Origin of the sequence: Legionella nautarum, from assembly GCF_001467895.1 — a bacterium.
In the GTDB taxonomy this organism is placed as follows: Bacteria; Pseudomonadota; Gammaproteobacteria; order Legionellales; family Legionellaceae; genus Tatlockia; species Tatlockia nautarum.
On sequence record NZ_LNYO01000023.1, the window covers coordinates 97,390 to 115,411 of the forward strand.

An 18,022-nucleotide genomic window follows, 5' to 3' on the forward strand; every position below is an offset into this window, starting at 1 on the left:
CCTATTTATCTAATAATTTCTAAATTTACCTTTACTGGCTTAGCTAGATTTACCTCTTCGTGGGTACTTAAATACACCGCAGTAATTGCCGATAATTCTGATAAACACCGTAAAAATAAATCCTTGATTTGGGTATCTAAGAAAGCGGTACATTCATCAATCACTAAAATAGATACCGTCCTATCCCAAGAGCTTAATGACCTTAGCAGTGAGATAAGAATCTTTTCTCCAGAAGAAAATTGTCCATTTCTTCTTTCATAAAATTTTTCTTCAATTTTTAAAAAAAGTGCTAAAAAAGCGTTAATTAAATGAGTTGATAATCTACCTCGCATTTTTTCATCTAGGGCAATTTGCCAATCACTGTAATTTGGGTTTATTGGGCCTAAAATTTGTTCGTTAAAGGTTTTTAATGATTTGAAAATGACTGGATCTCGTTCCACGACGCGGATTTTAGTTTTTGGGATATTAGCGAGCATTTGCTTTAAATCACTTTGATTATGAACTTGCACTTCACGCTCATAGCCAAGGATTGAATTCAACAACGTAGTTTTTCCTGATCCGTTGCTTCCTTTTATATGATAAATGCCTGGTTTAATACTCAGCTCATTGATCGTATTATCTTGAAGTTTAACTTGGATAAGGTCTTCATTGAGGTGACTTTTATTTAAAACTATATTCTTATCTTTGATTTTAAAAGAACTCGCTATTTCGTTAATTGCTTTGATTAAGATTCTCTTTTTACACTGATTTGCATTATTTTCAAGAAAGGCATTCGATGCGTTTATTATTAATTGTGAAAAACCAACCCACACAAACATGTTTGTTATCGATAAATGATTAAAATAAACAGCTACAATTACTAGTAAAGTATTTATGATGAAGGGGAGTTCGACCATTATTTGAGCCATAATATCTCTGAGCAGCTGGGCTAATATGAAATTATTTTTAGATTCATATAGTGGGTAATATGCGGATTTTCTCCAGAGATGAATCTGCTCTACCCAATTAAAAGATATTTCACGGTAAGACTTAAAATATTCATTTATCCAAGTGAGTATAGATCTCTTATTATCGTGAATTCTATCTTGATGATAATCCAACCTTTTTAGGAAAATATTCTTACTTAAATAATTAAGGTAAAACAATGCAATTAAAGCGAATATACCATAGAAAAACTGGGTATAAATTAATAGTGAAACTACCATCACTAAGACGATCATTATCGTGCACTGATTATTTATAATGGCGCATTCCAAATTATATAAATTGGGTAAATGATCAAAGTAAAATAAATAAATAAGATTATGTTTTTGTTCGTTATCGTGATAAATTTTTTTAGGGAACTGAAGTTTCCATTGCTCTGCAATCTCTTTATTCTCGTAATAACAAGCTAGAAATTTATTCGTTAAATCGGAAAACATTACTATAAGTTTAGTGAGAACAAACCAAACCAAAGTTAATAGTAATTGTTCAAATAGAGTGTTTTTATTAATTGCTTGTTGAATTGCCCTTCCTTGGAAGATGAAAAATCCACACCAAGCAGTGTATTTAGTGAAGCTTAAAAATGCCGACATTAGTTTTATTTTATTGATATTATAAAGTTTAAACATTTTTTAATTCTGCTAGTAAATCACTGATAAAGGACTCTTTTTTAACTCCTTTATGCTCATGATAAGCTGACCAACCAGGCGAAGGATTTGCTTCTAGAACAACATACTTATCCTCTATTTTTATGAAATCTATACCTATTAAAGGATTGTCTTCATAACTTGTTACTTCGATACAGAATTTTCGTAGTTCCTCTGAAAATTCATAAACGTCTTGTAATGAAAAAAACTTATTATCATAGCGATAATCAACCTTTTCTTTTTCAGAAGATAATTTTCCATGAAGATTTCCATTGGCTACATGAATTCTCAGATCGTTTCCTTGGATTTTTTCTTGAAATAAAATAGGGAGATTATTTAGATTGAATTGGTTCCAATTTTTATATTCAGTTTCATCGACAACAATTGATCGAATGCCAGATAACGATTTCACAATGTAAGAATTATGATTTGGAAGAAGCTCAAAGGGCTTTCGTCCTTTAATGACATAACTGTTACCAATTGAAATATTCGCTTTATTTTTAGAAGCTTTTTTCAATGAACTATTTAATTGATACAGTTTTGACTCATTATTATTTTGGGATTTAGGACTACATACAGCTTTTCCATCCCAGGTGTCGACAAAGTTATAAAATTCGCCGAGTGATAGCCAGAATTTATCATCAGGATCGATTTGGCATCCCCTAATGTATAAGCATTTGGGTTTTATTTTATATTGTTCTAGCGCATTTTTTTTATATAAAAAACAGCATTCTGTATTCGTTCGAATATAGCTCCATCTTTTATGGATATCTTCATAATATAAAATTAAGATATTATCTAAGTAATCAATTGCATATTCTAAATTAAACAAAACTTTGTCTTTTTTGGGGCCAAACGCAATGGCATTAACTTTAACTTCATCTAATTTTTCGATAGCAGAATAATCCAAAATAAATTTGGTTTGATGATTTTCATCAAGACGGCCGCCTATTATTTCTGGCCTATAATTTCCCCCTATAAATGATTCCAATTCAAACAATTATAGTACTCCTGTAATAAATTATGATGAAGGAAATCTGAAAATAAGGGATTCGATTGAGAACGAATTATCTCTATATTGACGCAACCAAAGCTAAGCTCATTCTTGTTAACAAAAACTAATAACTCAAAAATAAAGTAATTAAATACGCGTTTAATTTGATATAGAGCTTTCTCTAAAATATCTAATTGCGTATCAGTCAAAATTAAATTAGCCGTAATTAATCGACTTGAACCAACGGACAATATAAATATTGGTTCTCCGATTGGTTTCTCAAAACAAAATCCTGTTAAATTATTAGAGTTAGTACTTGCAGACCAATTTAAAAAATTAAAGATCGTTGAATGAACAACATTAATATTTTTACCAAAGGGAAAATAGCTTTTAGCTCCCCAATAATAATTGGGTATTGGTAAATTAAGCTTCTCTTTAATTAGATTCCATTGTTGAGGTAAGGAATAGATCTGTTCGCAAACACCATTGACTGCAATATTTTGCACTTTAACAAAGCTATTTAACGCAAAGCCTAAATAAGCCTCAAACTCTCTTCTTGCATAGTCCTGATCTTGCGCTTTAAAAGAGCCAAATAATTCTCTTTCTATGTATATGATTCTATTTAAAAGATGGTGGCTGTGATTGGAATATTTAATCTTGTCTTTTTTATACCATTGTATGCATACTTCTTTATCACTCAAACGATCTTGAATGTCATATTTATTTAGTAAATCGCCAATAAATACAACATCAATCGTGGGACTAGTTGACTGCGTATTCAGAATCCATTTTGTAATTGCCTCAGACCTAGAGGATGAGGCGATCAGTAACTTCTTGTTATTCATTTTTAAAATCGATAATCAATTTCATTTCTTTGGTAATCGCCATTTAGAGTGAAACCTTTTTCTTTACCATCCTTTCCTCCTTCTTTGCCATCACTTCCTCCTTCCTTACCGTCACTATAAATTCCAAAAAATATATCTTGAGCCTTATCTATTAATTCATTCATTTTTATATTCCATTAGTTATTAATTATTTCACCGCCAATTACTTTACCTCCGAGCTTAGAGCCGCCTCGGACATAAACCTTTCCACGACCATCGTTAAAACTAATATTGCCACTGACTTCAGAATTATTATCAAGATAAACTTCTTGTGATTGATTGTCCGTATGGAGAACATTCAGATGGCCAGCAATTTTTGAATTAATCAATCGGGTAGAGCTGGAATGAATATCCAGTGAATTTTCGAATTTAGTAGAGGCAGCTTTTAGATTCCCTTTAATTTCTGCTAATTCATTAACAGTACATTGCATCAAGGAAACGCTACCATTAACATCCAATGTAGAAAAATAGGCATCATCAGCGGTCAACATTCCATTAACAGTGGTTGGCCCATTAATTGTCGTTCCATTTACAGAGACCATCCCGTTTCCAGTTAATTCACTTACAGTTCCCTTACCGCATGTGACACTCCCAGGAGAAATCTTACATACTTCAGCGTTAACTGTTGAAATAACACCTGCAAACATCAGTGCAGAGGTAATTGTTTTTAATTTCACTATCTTACTCCTTTTATTTAACGACCATTTAATAAATCTTCTAAATCAAAAAGATGATTACACCGTTTCGCAGTAATAAAATTTCTTTGAAAGGGATTTTCTTGAAAAACTGCTAGTTCTTTTACTTCTTCCAAAAAAGTTTCATTAAAAGAACCATCCACTCTCAAGCTCCCAGTCCCAATGAAACTATCAATCGTACTTTGTTGATTATGATTTCTTACTATATTTAATGCCGCGATAGATAAGGAAAGATCGGCACTTCTGGCATCTTGAACATTATAATTTTCTTTCAATGATCTTAAGTTATACTCATAAGTCTCCAAGCAACTCCAATCTCTCTTTAATGAAGACATTATTTTTATAACTCTGACAAAATTTCTTTCTAATGATTTTGCTATTGAACCAGACGAATTAACTCTAAAGTGCGAAGTTGGTTGTGCATCTAACATTAAATAAAAAACCAAGCCTTGGCGATTGATATCAAATGCTGGTATTAAAAAATCGAGGTTTATCATTCTTCCTTTTTACTCCATTGAAAGGTTAATTATTTCAATAACACTTTTAAATTTAATACGAATCGAGTTAAATAATTGAATAAGCCACAATAATACCTGTTTTTTTAATCCAGTCAAACTTTATTAACTCGAAACGTAGTAATTTTTTTTTGATTGCTGTAAAATGCTCTATGCAATATCTTTTTATTTGCTCACCTTTCCTGAAATCTATGGCCGAAAAAAAATACACCAAAAAAGTTATTGTTATAGATGAACATGCTTCGGCTGAAGCTAGGGCAGAAAGATTACGCAAGATTCGTAACCTTGCAAACTTGAACAGAAAAGAGATCTGTGATTCAACTGAAATTAACTTCAATACGTATAAGGGCTGGGAGTTAGCTCGTTTTGGTGGCTTACCGGTTGATGGCGCTGGAAAAGTTATTAAACGAGTAGCCAAAGAACATGTAATCTGCTCTGTAGAATGGCTTTTATATGGAAAAGGGCTAGAACCATATCTCCTTCCAAGCTGTACTAATCTTGATAACTTAGATAATCAAACATTAATACTTAAAGAGATTTTGTTTTTTCAAAGCCTCCATCCTGATGCTATATACACGCAAATTCAAGACGACGCACTTGCCCCTCACTTTGTACCTGGAGATTATGTTGCAGGAATTAAAGTGAATGGGAATGATATAGCTGGAGCTATAAACCAACCTTGCTTAGTCGAGTTACCAAATGGAGAGATTCTTGTTCGCTATTTAAAAGAAGGGCAAAGCAAAAATTCTTTTCAACTATTAGTCACTAATCTAAATGGTGCATTCACGGGCCCTTTTTCAATCGAGTCAGAATTAAAATCTGCGGCTCGCATTATTCGACATTATAAAAAGATACAATTCTCCGATATAAGATTAACTACTTAATTAAGGATTGAAACGAAAACTGATCTTGCCTCGAAAATCCGATTTCTTTAACATGAAAGGTAAGTCATGTTAACTTTTTGAAGTTTTCTTAACATGAGACATTTATCTGAAACTATATAGCTTTAAAATTAATTGAATTAGTTTTGACTTAATCTGACACAACCTATTGAAAAGATGAGCCATAGAAGCTTAGAACTGCCACTCACTCAGAATCAGAAGAATTCCTTTTTATCAAGCTCCTCAAATTTAGCCTTCATCGTAGGATTTTTACTTGTCAGTTTCTTGATCGTTACGTCCTGTGCCTTGTCGTTTGCAAGGCGAAGATTTCGATCAGTCCCAAGCAGCGCATCTTTAGTCTTCTGTAGATGATCAATTGATTTATCAATCTCATCAATTGCAGTTTGAAATTTCTTAGAAGCAAGCTCATAGTTTTTCCCAAATGCGGACTTGAATTGCTCAAGGTCTTTTTCGAAGTTTGTTATATCAATATTTTGTGATTTAACAAGCGCAAGTTCTGTCTTATATTCTAAGGACTTCATCGAAGCGTTGCGCAAAAGTGTAATTATAGTAAGAAAGAACTGTGGCCTAACGACATACATCTTCGGGTATCGGTGAAACATATCAACAATCCCAGAGTTATAGAATGCATTGTCAGGTTCAAGTAATGAAACAAGCACAGCATACTCACAACCTTTTTCAATACGATCTTTGTCTAACTCCTTTAAGAAATCCTCATTCTTTTTCTTAGTTGCAGTAGTATCTATTTCGTTCTTCATTTCAAACATGATTGAAACTATCTCGGTACCAGAATGGTCTAAGTCACGAAAAATAAAGTCACCTTTGCTACCAAAGCTCGCATCATTATCTTTTTCAAAATATGCATGTGGAAATGCAGTTGCACGAATCCGATTGAACTCTATCTCACAATGCTGCTCAAGGGTTTCTCCAACCATCTTAGTCGAAAGACGAGCTTTCATGTCTCGTAATCGTTCGATAGCATCGTCACGATCTTTGAGCTGTGTTTCATACTTGTCTTTGAGAGATTTTTCAGAAAGTTGCTTTTCTAGTTCTGCTTGTTTAAGGTTGTTTCTCAGTTCATCCCGCTCTTTCTCAACTTTGCTAAGTGCCTCGACAACAGCAAGTTTCTTCGCAGATTCGGTAGCACTAAGCTTTTCCTCTGCTAGTTTCAGAGCAGCTTCTTTATCTAGTTTCGTCTTTTCCAGTTCGTTAGCAAGGTTATCACGCTCTTTCTCAACTTTGCTAAGTGCCTCTGCAATAGCAAGTTTCTTAGCAGATTCGTTAGCACCAAGCTTTTCCTCTGCTAGTTTCAGAGCAGCTTCTTTATCTAGTTTCGTCTTTTCTAATTCGTTAACAAGGTTATCACGCTCTTTCTCAATAGCTTTCAGTGCTTCAGTCACGGCTAGTTTCTGCGTCACCTCACCTGCATCTAATTTTGCTTTCAATGCTTTTATCTCGGCATCCTTGTCTGAAGCAAGCTTCTGCATGTCATTTCTGATGTTGCTCTTGGCAAGTTCCACTGCATTCAGTTTCTCCTTCTCAGCCAATTCGAGTCGCTCATGCAATTGCTGGTCAAATTCTTTATCGCGAACCTGCTTCAAAATATCTGCATACCCAGCTTCGTCAACTTTGAATGCCTTTTTGCAGTGGGGGCAGATTATTTCATGCATATTTAATTCCTCTTTCTATAGTTATTTACAGCAAATAATTATTTTGTGGTAATGAAAATGTTGGTGGCAAACAATTGCTTTATAATACAGTTTATTTGAACAATTAGAAAACAAGAACCAGGGAGTCAAGCCTTGCTTTTTGCTATTGAAATTATTAGGCGAAAAGCAAGGCTTGACTCCCTGGTTGCGTTCTAAGTAGTTATTACGTTTCAATAGCTTTGCGGGTCTTAGATTTTCGGTATTAGTTTTAACGCCATCAGAATTCCCTTTTGATATTTCATTGTAGGGGCAACCTGATGAAGCGGAATGAGCCAACTATGATAATGATAAAAAAACTCAATGAATTACATCGCGATGGATTGTCAACCTATCTCAGTAATTATCAAGAAATGACAATGTTTATTAGAAGCAATCTATCTCAGTCAGGAATAATTTATCAGAACAAGCCTTTTCATGGTGAATATTATGGCTCTTTTGAAAACGACGTTTTGAATGGAGTTTTAGTTCACTATTGGCACGGCAATATAATGATGCAAGCAGAAAATCGCTCATTATTAGCAGCCTTAGTTGACGATTTTGAACTTAACAGAACCAGACCAATTGCTGGAATATTAGGTGAAGATTCTCAGGCCAGCTTTGTCATCGAAAAGTTACAGTTAGACTCGTCTCTATTTGCGGTGAATTATCAAGAGAAATTATTCCTACTTAACCTTGAAAAAATGATTAGACCTAAGGCTATTACAGCCTATAACTGTTCTATTAAAACGACGCAGGATTGCGAAGTAGAGACTATTAAAGAGTGGCTTATTGCCTACGATATAGAAGCCCTTGGCACTGATGAGAACAATCTTGAATTAGAAGAATCTATCTTGAATGAAATTCAAGATAAGCAACTTAATGAAAATCGTTGGGTCTTATTTGTGGATAATGTCCCTGTTTCATTATGTGGATTCAACGCACGATTACCAGACATTGTTCAGATAGGCCCAGTTTATACTCCCTACCCTTTAAGAAATAAGGGATTTGCCAAAATAGCGGTATATCTTTGCTTACAAGAGGCTATGAAAAAAGAAGTCAAAAGAGCTACCTTGTTCACCAACAACACCTCAGCAATACGGGCTTATCAATCACTTGGGTTTCAAGAAATAGGTAAGTATCGCTTAGCATTATTGAAGTAATATAGTTTCCTGTGGGTAGTCTAAACGAACCAAGGGGGCAAGGCTTGACTCTGGTTGCGCACGCTCAAGGAGATGAGCTTTTTAGAAAATTGATTATTCAACTATTTAAGAATTTAGGGTTAAATTTCTTGGTCTGTTCCTGGGAACAAGCAAGAAAATATTTTAGAGCTAGGATTATCACCTATACACGTCATTATTACATAATCCGAAAATACCTCATGCATTACTTGTAAACCTCCACTATAATGGCATGCCCGATCCATAGAAGATAAAACTCTTTCTAATACTTTAGGTTGAGGAGTACTCTCATAAACCTGATTACATTGTACAGGACCACGTGGAGAAGCTAATAATTTTTCTGCGGCAGCATAATTATAGTTAATTAAGTCAACTATTAAATATAACTGTATATTTATTAACCAAAATGGAAGCAAAAATTAAAAGGGAAACATTTAGGATAAGTAGATGGGCTAGCGGCATAAACTCGCCCAGAATAACTCCGAAAAAAGTATGTTTGCGACAAAGCCTAGCTGCAAGCAACCAGACTTGTATCTTTAAATTGTAAGCAAAATGCTTAATCTCAAGGGAATCCGCCGCTACAATAGTTCTTAAATTGACTGGCCTTTTTTCTGGTCGCTTACCAAATAAGGCTCTAGACGCACTTCGAGTTTTATTAGAAAATCTAAGAATTCTTGTTTTAATTTGAGAAGGTCCCTCTCTTCTACATCACCTATACGAGCTATAGCCTCTTTACAGTTTTTAATACTCTCTTCTAAGCATTCCCCTGCTTTAGGAAGGTTGCCATTACCTTTATAAGCTCTCTCAAGATTAGAGTATATTCTTGTTTTTAAATCATAAAGTTTTGCTAGCTCAGTGATTTCAACACTAGGATTTTTTTCAAGTAAATTGCAAGCAGAAAGCACCTCTTCATAACTAAGACAGGCCTGAGCATACTTTTTGTTGATCAAAAAACCATCAGCTAATTTTTTAAATATACCTATTTGATGAAGTAAGCCTTTTTTTATAGTTTCATCCTCAGGCGAGGAGGCATAAGCTTCAAAAAAAATAGCTAATTTCTCTTTTTGGCTTTTTATATCGGAAAATTTATTATTCCTGGCTTGATAAGTACTTTTTACATCTTTGATATGATCATCTATACATTTTCCTGTAGGCAGGTAATCAGTCGTTGTGCCCTTAAAGACATGGCTATCAATCTGAAACTTGCCACTTATAATTCTAGTTGCGTTCACTAAGCCATTAGCGCAAACAATACCATTAAATATGCCTGTTCCCTTGCGATACTCGGCACTCATCAGTGAATCGCCACAAGCAACTACAGGGAAAGGATAAGTGCCTGCATCTAAAATTGGATTGTCAACTTTGTGGGGATCCACATTAAAGGAAGAAAATTTCAAGGATGATCCTTCTTCAATACTAAAATCGATATTTTTACCCGTTTTTAATTTAAGCATTGTCTCTAACCACTCTCTTTTCAGTGGCAGAGGCGCACGAGCTAGCTCATCGGGCATTTCAAAATAACAGCAAAAACGTTTTTCTGTTTCACTGTATTCCCAGCGCCTCATATCCCAATGAGGCAGATCATTTTTAGTCCATCCTTGCGCTCTTAAGGATTCAAATTGTAAAACCTGATTGACAGGATCACTGGCTGCTTTGCAGGATCGGAGTAACTCAGCATCCTCATTGCTCATCGTAATAAAGGCAATAAAATTAGTTTTTACAGGGTTCTCTGCAATTTTGGAAATTGTAAAAGGGGGAGAGGTATGTTGTGAGTTTATATAATTTACAACTCCTCTATTTTCGCCGGTGCAATCAATCAACAGATCACAGCGGATGAGATCTTCACTCCCTTCTACCTCAATACAATTGTCTTGTATGCCTTTAAAATTTGCCCGGGTAAATTTCACCCCTAACTCCACAGCTTTTGCATATAAAGCTTTCTGTATATCGCTAACATAATAAGTTTCTGGTAAAGATTTTGCTAAAGGAATTTCTAGATCAATTCTAATTTCTTTAAGTTGTCTGATAATGGTTTCTCCGGCTTGAATTGCCACAACTCCAGGCCTTGTGAAATTATCCACATACTTATCTACCACTTGTACTGGATATCCTCTTTTAGCCAAAGAAATGGCAGTATACAAACCCACAGGTCCTGAACCGGCGATAATAATAGGCATATGGCTAATACTAGGAGGTAATTTGATTTAATTATAGACAATAAGTTCAATATAAAATAAAATATCTTTTTTTTATTGAGTCTATAAACTATAGTTACAGTTAATTAGGAAGTTCAAATGGGAATGAATCGTGTTTAAACCGTTGGATAAAAGCATTACATCTGTTGATGGACTTACTTTTTTAAAATTCATTGAAAATGATGCTCCTTTTTATTCGAAATTAGAACTCTATCATGACGATGATTTAATTTCAGATTGTAGCTTTAAACCTGAAGAGCGAAATCAGATTAAAAAAAGTTTGAACAATTGTAATGCCCTTTTAGCTGCCTTAAACAAACTTAATAAAAAAGTAGATAATATCCATTTAAGCCATTTCATCGAGCTTATTGAGTCCTATAAACCAACCGAATCACATCAACCGTAACTTTTCCATCAATGAAGAATCTATGTCAAAGCGTAAGTAATCTTGCACCTTATTTAAGACATGATTTCTTCTTGGGCATAGTTGATCTTAGCGATTGTAATTTTGTAGCAGAAAAGCGTCCGATCCATTATTTTCCCTGATTAACATGTTGATTTTTGATCCTGCCCTGATTTGTCGGACACCCTGCTAAGCGAGTAAAATACAAGACTTGCTGAAGAGAATGCACTCTTAAAAAGACGGCCGCGTATTTTGCGAAGGAATACAAGTAAAGTACGCTGTGATTAAGGAAGAATCAAATCAATTTTCATTAAGGCTTAAGTGCCGTGTCTTTTCTGTTTCTGCTAGCGGTTACTACGCCGGAAAAAATGTGGGGATTACGGAGCGTTTTATTTTTCTAAAGTGTTTGGATGTTGATATAAGGTACATAAGCTTTGGGCAGTATTCTTATATTATTATTAATACATCTAGAGCGAATGTAACTATCCTCAAAACAAGTTGTTACCAGTATTGCATGGTCATTTAAATGAAATTCTTCTATTAGATCTAGCCCATTTTTATTCTCGCCAACAAGTTCGAAATCTATTAAGTAGAGCGCTGGATGATATGAATTAAAACCATTTTTTATAAGATCAGATGAATTAGAGTAATACATCAGAGAGGAATGATTTATTTCTTTAAACTTTGTTTTCCAGGCGTCTTGAATAGAAATATCATCATCTAAGATGATAATTGTATGATTCAGGCTTATAGAAATTGAATCACAAAACCAAACAGGGAATGTGGAATGTGGCAAAGAAATTGTAATAATCGTACCTATTCCTTCTGTTGATCTTATGTCCATTGCTCCGCCAGTTTTATCAACGTATTGTTTTGCATAAGATAATCCATAGCCGACTCCATTTTTTTTATTATGGCTGAATCCTGGCTCAATCACTCGTGGGAGTAGTTCATTGGGAATGCCACAACCATTATCTTCAATGCTTATTTTTATATAAAATCCATCATTATTCATGGTAATGTTGACAACACCGTTTGAGCGTACAGCCTCGACACTGTTGTTGATTAAATTAGACAGTACTCGTTTAAAACTGCTAAGTCCCACTTTAGCAAAACAATTGTAAGCTTTAGAAGAAATATCTAAATTTATTTGTATACTTGATTTATAATATTCAAATCGTTTTTCGGAAATTATATTTTCTAATATTAGAAAGATGAGCTCAGGGTAGGTCTCTTCATTTGTTTCTTCGCTAACTGAGTTGTGAGTTTCAAGTGTAGATGTGCCCAGTTTGGATTGTGACAATAAATTATTCGCTATATCATTAATGCGCGTAGTTGCATTTCGAATCATAATACGTTGACGCTCGGGAATGGTCATTAGATTAGACATAACAGTGTTTATGGCTGCTAAAGGAGATCTAATATCATGAGCTACCTGTGCTGCGATATTAATTAATGCTTGCTGTGCTCTTTCTTTTTGCTCCTTAACTTCAAATGCTTCAGTAATAAATTTTTGCAGAAAAACAAATTCATGAAGTACAAAACTTTCATCTATTTTCTGTTTACTGTAGCCAGACATTAATATACGCACATTATCGGTGAGCTTTCTAAAGGGTGACTCATATTTCTTACCTATTTGTATTGAAACAACAACAATAATCACTGAATACATCATTATAATTAACGGTAACAAGAGGATAGAATGAATATTTAAATCAGAAACTAAATAGCAAATTGTAAAAAAAAATAAGAAGATTATTATTGACGTAATGAAACACCAAAATGCCAAATTATTTTTAATGGAGTTATTTTGACTTAACCATGAAATAATATCACCCGCCGTATTGTATCGAAGAAAGGCAAGTCCGTGCATCATAATCACTAGTCCTAGAAACCATAGCATTTCTCCATAATGAAGAAGAGAAGAGGTTTGAGATATAAAAGAATAATTAACAAAAAAATCTCCTGATATTAAAGCGAGTAATCCTAACAATAGGCAGGAAAATCCTTTTTCTTCTGAGTAAATAAAGCACACTAGAGCAAGATCGAAAATAAAGAATTCGCTTAGAAAGCTGACTACATGAGATATGTTTTCCCAAGAAAAAAATTGAAATGAATTATTGATGGAAGAAAAAAATAAAAACGTTATTAAAAGATTGATTGAAATGAATATAGGTAATGCTTTATAAAAATCAAATAAACTAAGAATATGTTTTTTAAGAATATATAGTAAAAATACAATAATCGAAAAGATCCAAATAAGATAAGGTATATATCCCAAAAGGAAAGTAAAAAGTGATGCTGATAGTATATATCTATTTGAAAGATGAACAGATATGTAATAGGTCAAATCATTAGCGAATAAAAAAATATTGGTTAAAACTAACCATTTTAAGATGCGTCTATCTGGAGATTTAGATTTAAAATATATAGGTAAAATAAAAAACATTGAAAAAATGTGAACCAAAAATTCAAATTTTGCCACGAGAAGCATTACCTGGTTAGAGGATATTTTCTTTTCTATCTCAAGTCCTAAGAGGCTGCTCCATGTGATTAAAAAAAACACTAAGGAGAAGTTTAGATACTTGTTTTTGAGAAACTTTTTAAGCATTGAAAAACAGATGAAACATAAAAGAAATGAGTGTAGCATAAAATGAATTTACTCTTCATTTAGTTATTAAAACAAGTTTGTTATAATTTTCCTTTTAAGAGTTTTTTCTCATGCAAAAATTTGTACGTGCTGCTACAGTTGAAGATCTTGATTTTATTTACTCTTCTCTCCAAGAAGATTTAAAGGAGCAAGGTGTTCTACATCGTTTTAGTTATTCAAAAGAAGATTTTAGAAAAGCTATATTTTGTGATAATCCTCTGGCTTTTTTTTTAATATTAATAATGAATGAGCAGCGTGCAGGATTTGTAAATTATACAATGGACAATAGAAATTTTACTGTCAATTTTCCTTCAAAAAACCTTTATATCAATGACTTATATGTAAAGAAATCATATCGGCGTATGAAAGGAGCTACTTTATTGATGGAAAAAATAAAGGAAATTGCGATTAAGAATAGTTGTGGCAGAATCGAAGGGTTCGTATTGGCAGATAATACAGTGTCTCTCGCATTTTATCAAAAATACATGCGGGCAAAAATTATAAGTGACGGTCTACATTATATGCGTTTAGAGGTAAATCCTTCCAGTAATGCGCCTACATAGGACTATTGTGTTTAAAGATGATTTCCTAAATAGATAAGTTCTATGATAAAAATGGAGCAAAAATCGATAATATTTCCAGAAATGATTAGTTTTTTATTATTTATTTCGGCTTCTAATTCATTCTCATTGAGAAAAGTTAAATAATATAATGAAGATTTATTGCCTTTAATAAAACATAATGTTTTATTAAATTGGGATAGATTGTCTTTATTAGCTTCTCGACCAAGTAGCGTTGACTGCGCGGGAATTAGGGGAGCATATTCATCGGTCTCTATATTGATTGGTGTAAGCTGAGTGATTTTTTGCCTCATTTCTTCTAAACAGATTTTCGATTTTCCAGTCAACTCCTTTTTTGACATATCTATAGTAATGTGACAAGGATTATTTTCTTCTAAGAAAATATTAACATCGCATACAATTCCTTCGAGACCTAATTTGTGAGTTAGTCGTTCTGCTATTTTAGGAGCAATTTTCATCCGTTCAATTTCAATGGACTTTAATGTTCCTTCTCGAATAATCCCATCCTCACAAAATGTTTGCTGATTTTGATTCAACAGTTTTTGCCTAATATACTTGACCCGCTTAGCAGGAGACAGCGAAATCAGTGTATTAGAAATTTCATTATTATTCATATCTGATAAATTGCGTAGTGTCAGGACAGTATTGCCAATAGGAGATTTGCTGATTTTCTTGAGCCATGGCGATATCCCCATTTTCATTAAGAGTTAAAAAACATCGGGGATTATTTTTTTCCATCAATGCTTTTTTAAGAAGCAAATACTCTTCATTATTTAGGTTTCCCACGTTTTCAAATAAATCAATGGAATCAAGTAAATAGTCTTTTTTTATCTTCTCCAAATGCTTGGATAGATATTGATATAGATTTTGGATTGCATCAGCATCGCTTTTATCTACAAAAAGATCGATATTGTGATTGTTATGTAACTCAATGGCTTTGTTATTTGGGATATTGCTAGTTAACATACTGATATAGGATGCCGGGTAGTATTCTCTTAAGGTAGTGCTTAATTCTGTTCCTGTTTTTTTTTCCCCTCGAAGCTCCTGATCTAAAACTATAATTGCTGATAATTGTGCTAAATCTTGCAGTGTGTTTGCAATAGCATCTTGATTAATTTTACTTGAATAAAATGTATTTAAGATGACCGAAGGAGGCTCGGGCAAATAACAATTTTCTTCAATATATGCTAGAAAATCATTACTTTTTAAAAAGGCTTTTACGAGTACCGTATTTTGGAATTTTTCTGTGAAATAGTACTCCATGATATCAAGTAAGGTGTAATCGTCATCTAACATAACAATTTGAGGTTTTGCAAAGGCTAGCATTTTTACCCCTAATAAAAAATAAATTTATTATATCTTAGAAAATTCACCAATAAAATAAATACAAAATTAAATTTCTTAAAAGTGCAATTACACCATTGACAACTTTAAAAGTGTAATTATAATTCGCTGGCATTAACGCACCTTTCTAAAAAGGTATTTAGGGACTTGCAGATGTAATTGTCATTGCTCAGAAAACAGGAGTATGATTATGGAGGATGCTATTCATAATAAAAATGAATTATTAAAAACAGCTAATAATTCTGGTACTCCTTTTTATTACTATGATGCCAAGATAATCCAAATCCTTTTCAACTTTATAGTGTATTTTTTGATCACATGCATTGATTTTTTTACTCACTTAAAGCAAATCTTAATGTTGCAATTTGTCATTAGTTAAAAAATGTTAGGTGCTGGTATTTAGCTGCGTTCCTAGAGAGAGTTTTATGAACAAATAGGATTTATACAAAAAAATAAAAAATAGATTTTACCATTCCAGGATTTGGCATGAAACAACAAGGATTAATCGTTAATTTTCAGCTTGTTGCAATACCCAGTTCGCATTTTAGGGTTAAATCGTCCGGTTTAATAGCTAAATCATTAGAGGGAAGTTTTATCAGAGTGATTGAGATAATGTCATCCTTGAAGGAATCATGGAATTGTTTAGAGAGTTACCAATATACATTAAAGTCCTTTAATGAAAATTATCGTGTCAAAGTTACAAGAAGTGCTGACCTGGCTTTGTGTATCGTTGCCTAGAATGTTGTTCGTTATCATAAACAAATGAAATCTATTGATGGCTATATTGACACAGGCACCTTGAGAATAGATGGCCCTTTTAACCAAACTTTATTAGAAGCAGTCAAAGAAAAAGCTGCATTAGAGTCAGATATGACACAGAAGAAATTTGTTAATGCTAAATGTTGTAATCATATTTTTGAATTAGATGATTTATTAAATGGTTTTAAAAAAACAAGGAGAAAAAATGAGTCTAAAAAAAGTAGCTTCTGCAGTAATGATGGTGGGCGCTGTATCAATGGCTAATGCTGAAGTGTGCAAAGAGACACCCGGTAGCATTACCTGTGGTAAGGGCACCATAAAAAGCTTAACGGGGAATGGAATGGTTTCTGTGAGTGGCACCACAATTGAGGGTCCAACAGTGATAAATGGAATGCTAACGGCTGATGATGCAAGTTTTTCTTCATTAAATGTTAATGGAAGCGTGTCACTAATGCAGTGTACTGTTAACTCAGTAGCGGAAATTAAAGGAAGTTTAAAAGCATCCTCTGCCAAATTTGAAAGTTCGTTGGATATTTACTCAAGTTCAACCCGTTTTATTAATTCTAAAACAAATAATAATTTACATATTCATCATTTGGATAACCCTCACCAAGAAGTTTATTTGGACAACAATTCAGAAGTAGGTGGCGATATCGTTTTTGATGATGGTCATGGAACAGTTTATGTCAGCGGCGGTTCAAAAATCGGTGGTAGTGTAATTGGCGGTGAAATAATCAATAAGTAGTGGAGAATTATGATGAGTTTAGAAAAGGATAAAGTTATAGATATCTTTTTTGGTATGTACAATGATGGCCAAGAAGGCGGTAGTGCATCAGTCCACCAATTTAAAAATCAAGGAAAGCAATACCTTCCAATCTATCACTCCCTTAATGAACTAACCCATATCCAAAATATCTTAGAGTCCCAATCCCCATTGGTTTCTATCAAAGAAATTAATAAGCTCCGCCAATTAATAGCAAGAGCAGCAGTGGGTGAGTATTTTTTAATACAATCAGGAGATTGCGCAGAAAATTTTTATGATTGCGACCAAGATACAAGCTATGAAAAATTAGACTTTATTGAGCAGTTGGCTAAATTTTTTCAAAGAAAAACGGGATGTAATGTAATTCGGATAGGCCGTATAGCAGGTCAATACGCTAAACCCTCAAATAACACTTATGAAATTTCTCAAAATAAAACGATTTGTTCCTATTTTGGCGATATGGTGAATCAAGTTCATAAAAAACATCGTACCCCCGATCCCTGGCGAATGCTTCTGAGCTATAATTGCGCAGCCTCTATTTATCGAGAAATTAATCAATGGAATCGGGAGCTAAGGCCAGAACAAAAAATATATACAAGTCATGACGCTTTTCTACTTTACTACGAGCAAGCACTAACTCGGTTGGATAAACGAACGGGGTTCTATTACAACCGTTCAACCCATTTTCCTTGGCTTGGTAAACACACGATTAACAGCCTGCCCCATATTGACTACTTGAAAAAAATTGCAAATCCAATTGCAATAAAAATAGGCCCAGATACTTCCATCAAGCATCTTATAAAGACCATCCATGCCTTAGATCCAAATTATCTTCCCGGGCGC

At 33.6% G+C, this 18,022-nt stretch carries 19 protein-coding genes; 8 read left to right on the forward strand and 11 right to left on the reverse strand.

The genetic code is table 11. The features are described 5' to 3' along the window. Positions 1 to 5: 5 nt before the first annotated feature. From Lnau_RS11700 to Lnau_RS11720, 6 genes are read right to left on the reverse strand one after another with little or no spacing between them, the layout of a single operon-like run. On the reverse strand, positions 6 to 1,610 hold the full coding sequence (locus Lnau_RS11700) for an ATP-binding cassette domain-containing protein (protein ID WP_058505334.1): 1,605 nt from the start codon (positions 1,608 to 1,610) through the stop codon (positions 6 to 8). Further along, the gene (locus Lnau_RS11705; protein WP_058505335.1) at positions 1,603 to 2,628 is read right to left on the reverse strand and encodes an ATP-grasp domain-containing protein; all 1,026 of its coding nucleotides are present in this window, start codon (positions 2,626 to 2,628) and stop codon (positions 1,603 to 1,605) included. The genes Lnau_RS11700 and Lnau_RS11705 overlap by 8 nt, the downstream gene beginning before the upstream one ends. After that, positions 2,604 to 3,467 (reverse strand): hypothetical protein, encoded by an 864-nt coding sequence (locus Lnau_RS11710; protein WP_058505336.1) that lies wholly within the window; start codon positions 3,465 to 3,467, stop codon positions 2,604 to 2,606. Before Lnau_RS11710 ends, Lnau_RS11705 begins: the two co-directional genes overlap by 25 nt. Positions 3,468 to 3,469: 2 nt before the next feature. Then, entirely contained in the window at positions 3,470 to 3,631 is a 162-nt protein-coding gene (locus tag Lnau_RS16610; RefSeq protein WP_165482922.1) for a hypothetical protein, read from the reverse strand. Positions 3,632 to 3,643: 12 nt separating this feature from the next. Further along, positions 3,644 to 4,183 (reverse strand): hypothetical protein, encoded by a 540-nt coding sequence (locus Lnau_RS11715; protein ID WP_058505337.1) that lies wholly within the window; start codon positions 4,181 to 4,183, stop codon positions 3,644 to 3,646. A gap of 17 nt (positions 4,184 to 4,200) precedes the next feature. Beyond that, a complete protein-coding gene (locus tag Lnau_RS11720; RefSeq protein WP_058505338.1) occupies positions 4,201 to 4,698 on the reverse strand; it encodes a hypothetical protein in 498 nt (165 codons plus the stop codon). A 209-nt stretch (positions 4,699 to 4,907) separates the two neighbouring features. Here Lnau_RS11720 and Lnau_RS11725 point away from each other — a divergent pair, with 209 nt between their 5' ends. After that, positions 4,908 to 5,600: a hypothetical protein gene (locus Lnau_RS11725; protein WP_058505339.1), complete on the forward strand. Its 693-nt coding sequence runs from the start codon at positions 4,908 to 4,910 to the stop codon at positions 5,598 to 5,600. Positions 5,601 to 5,812: 212 nt separating this feature from the next. Here the strand turns inward: Lnau_RS11725 and Lnau_RS11730 are convergent, their stop codons facing one another. Beyond that, a complete protein-coding gene (locus tag Lnau_RS11730; RefSeq protein ID WP_058505340.1) occupies positions 5,813 to 7,288 on the reverse strand; it encodes a DUF2130 domain-containing protein in 1,476 nt (491 codons plus the stop codon). Between the two features lie 296 nt (positions 7,289 to 7,584). On the opposite strand from Lnau_RS11730, the gene Lnau_RS11735 reads away from it, so the two are divergent. Next, on the forward strand, positions 7,585 to 8,466 hold the full coding sequence (locus Lnau_RS11735; RefSeq protein WP_238585972.1) for a GNAT family N-acetyltransferase: 882 nt from the start codon (positions 7,585 to 7,587) through the stop codon (positions 8,464 to 8,466). 608 nt (positions 8,467 to 9,074) lie between these two features. On the opposite strand, the gene Lnau_RS11740 is transcribed toward Lnau_RS11735, so the two are convergent. Then, positions 9,075 to 10,661 carry an FAD-dependent oxidoreductase gene (locus Lnau_RS11740; RefSeq protein WP_058505342.1) on the reverse strand — a complete coding sequence of 529 codons (1,587 nt, stop codon included), beginning with the start codon at positions 10,659 to 10,661 and terminating at the stop codon, positions 9,075 to 9,077. 130 nt (positions 10,662 to 10,791) lie between these two features. On the opposite strand from Lnau_RS11740, the gene Lnau_RS11745 reads away from it, so the two are divergent. Further along, positions 10,792 to 11,085: a hypothetical protein gene (locus Lnau_RS11745; RefSeq protein WP_058505343.1), complete on the forward strand. Its 294-nt coding sequence runs from the start codon at positions 10,792 to 10,794 to the stop codon at positions 11,083 to 11,085. A gap of 394 nt (positions 11,086 to 11,479) precedes the next feature. On the opposite strand, the gene Lnau_RS11750 is transcribed toward Lnau_RS11745, so the two are convergent. Next, complete coding sequence (locus Lnau_RS11750; RefSeq protein WP_162263199.1) at positions 11,480 to 13,567, reverse strand: sensor histidine kinase; 2,088 nt, start codon at positions 13,565 to 13,567, stop codon at positions 11,480 to 11,482. 236 nt (positions 13,568 to 13,803) lie between these two features. Between Lnau_RS11750 and Lnau_RS11755 the strand changes: the two genes are divergently transcribed. Then, positions 13,804 to 14,295, forward strand: coding sequence for a GNAT family N-acetyltransferase (locus tag Lnau_RS11755; protein ID WP_058505345.1), 492 nt, complete (start codon positions 13,804 to 13,806; stop codon positions 14,293 to 14,295). An 11-nt stretch (positions 14,296 to 14,306) separates the two neighbouring features. On the opposite strand, the gene Lnau_RS11760 is transcribed toward Lnau_RS11755, so the two are convergent. Both Lnau_RS11760 and Lnau_RS11765 read right to left on the reverse strand, forming a co-directional pair. Further along, positions 14,307 to 14,927 (reverse strand): hypothetical protein, encoded by a 621-nt coding sequence (locus Lnau_RS11760; RefSeq protein WP_058505346.1) that lies wholly within the window; start codon positions 14,925 to 14,927, stop codon positions 14,307 to 14,309. Continuing rightward, positions 14,920 to 15,639, reverse strand: a complete 720-nt coding sequence (locus Lnau_RS11765) for a hypothetical protein (protein WP_058505347.1) — start codon at positions 15,637 to 15,639, stop codon at positions 14,920 to 14,922. Before Lnau_RS11765 ends, Lnau_RS11760 begins: the two co-directional genes overlap by 8 nt. Before the next feature lie 504 nt (positions 15,640 to 16,143). Between Lnau_RS11765 and Lnau_RS11775 the strand changes: the two genes are divergently transcribed. The 4 genes from Lnau_RS11775 to Lnau_RS11790 all read left to right on the forward strand — a co-directional run. Beyond that, a complete protein-coding gene (locus tag Lnau_RS11775) occupies positions 16,144 to 16,395 on the forward strand; it encodes a hypothetical protein (RefSeq protein ID WP_058505349.1) in 252 nt (83 codons plus the stop codon). A 24-nt stretch (positions 16,396 to 16,419) separates the two neighbouring features. Beyond that, positions 16,420 to 16,680: a hypothetical protein gene (locus Lnau_RS11780; protein WP_058505350.1), complete on the forward strand. Its 261-nt coding sequence runs from the start codon at positions 16,420 to 16,422 to the stop codon at positions 16,678 to 16,680. Further along, positions 16,622 to 17,161 (forward strand): hypothetical protein, encoded by a 540-nt coding sequence (locus Lnau_RS11785; RefSeq protein ID WP_058505351.1) that lies wholly within the window; start codon positions 16,622 to 16,624, stop codon positions 17,159 to 17,161. The genes Lnau_RS11780 and Lnau_RS11785 overlap by 59 nt, the downstream gene beginning before the upstream one ends. Positions 17,162 to 17,170: 9 nt before the next feature. Further along, the coding region (locus Lnau_RS11790; RefSeq protein WP_238585973.1) for a 3-deoxy-7-phosphoheptulonate synthase at positions 17,171 to 18,022 on the forward strand (852 nt) is incomplete at its 3' end.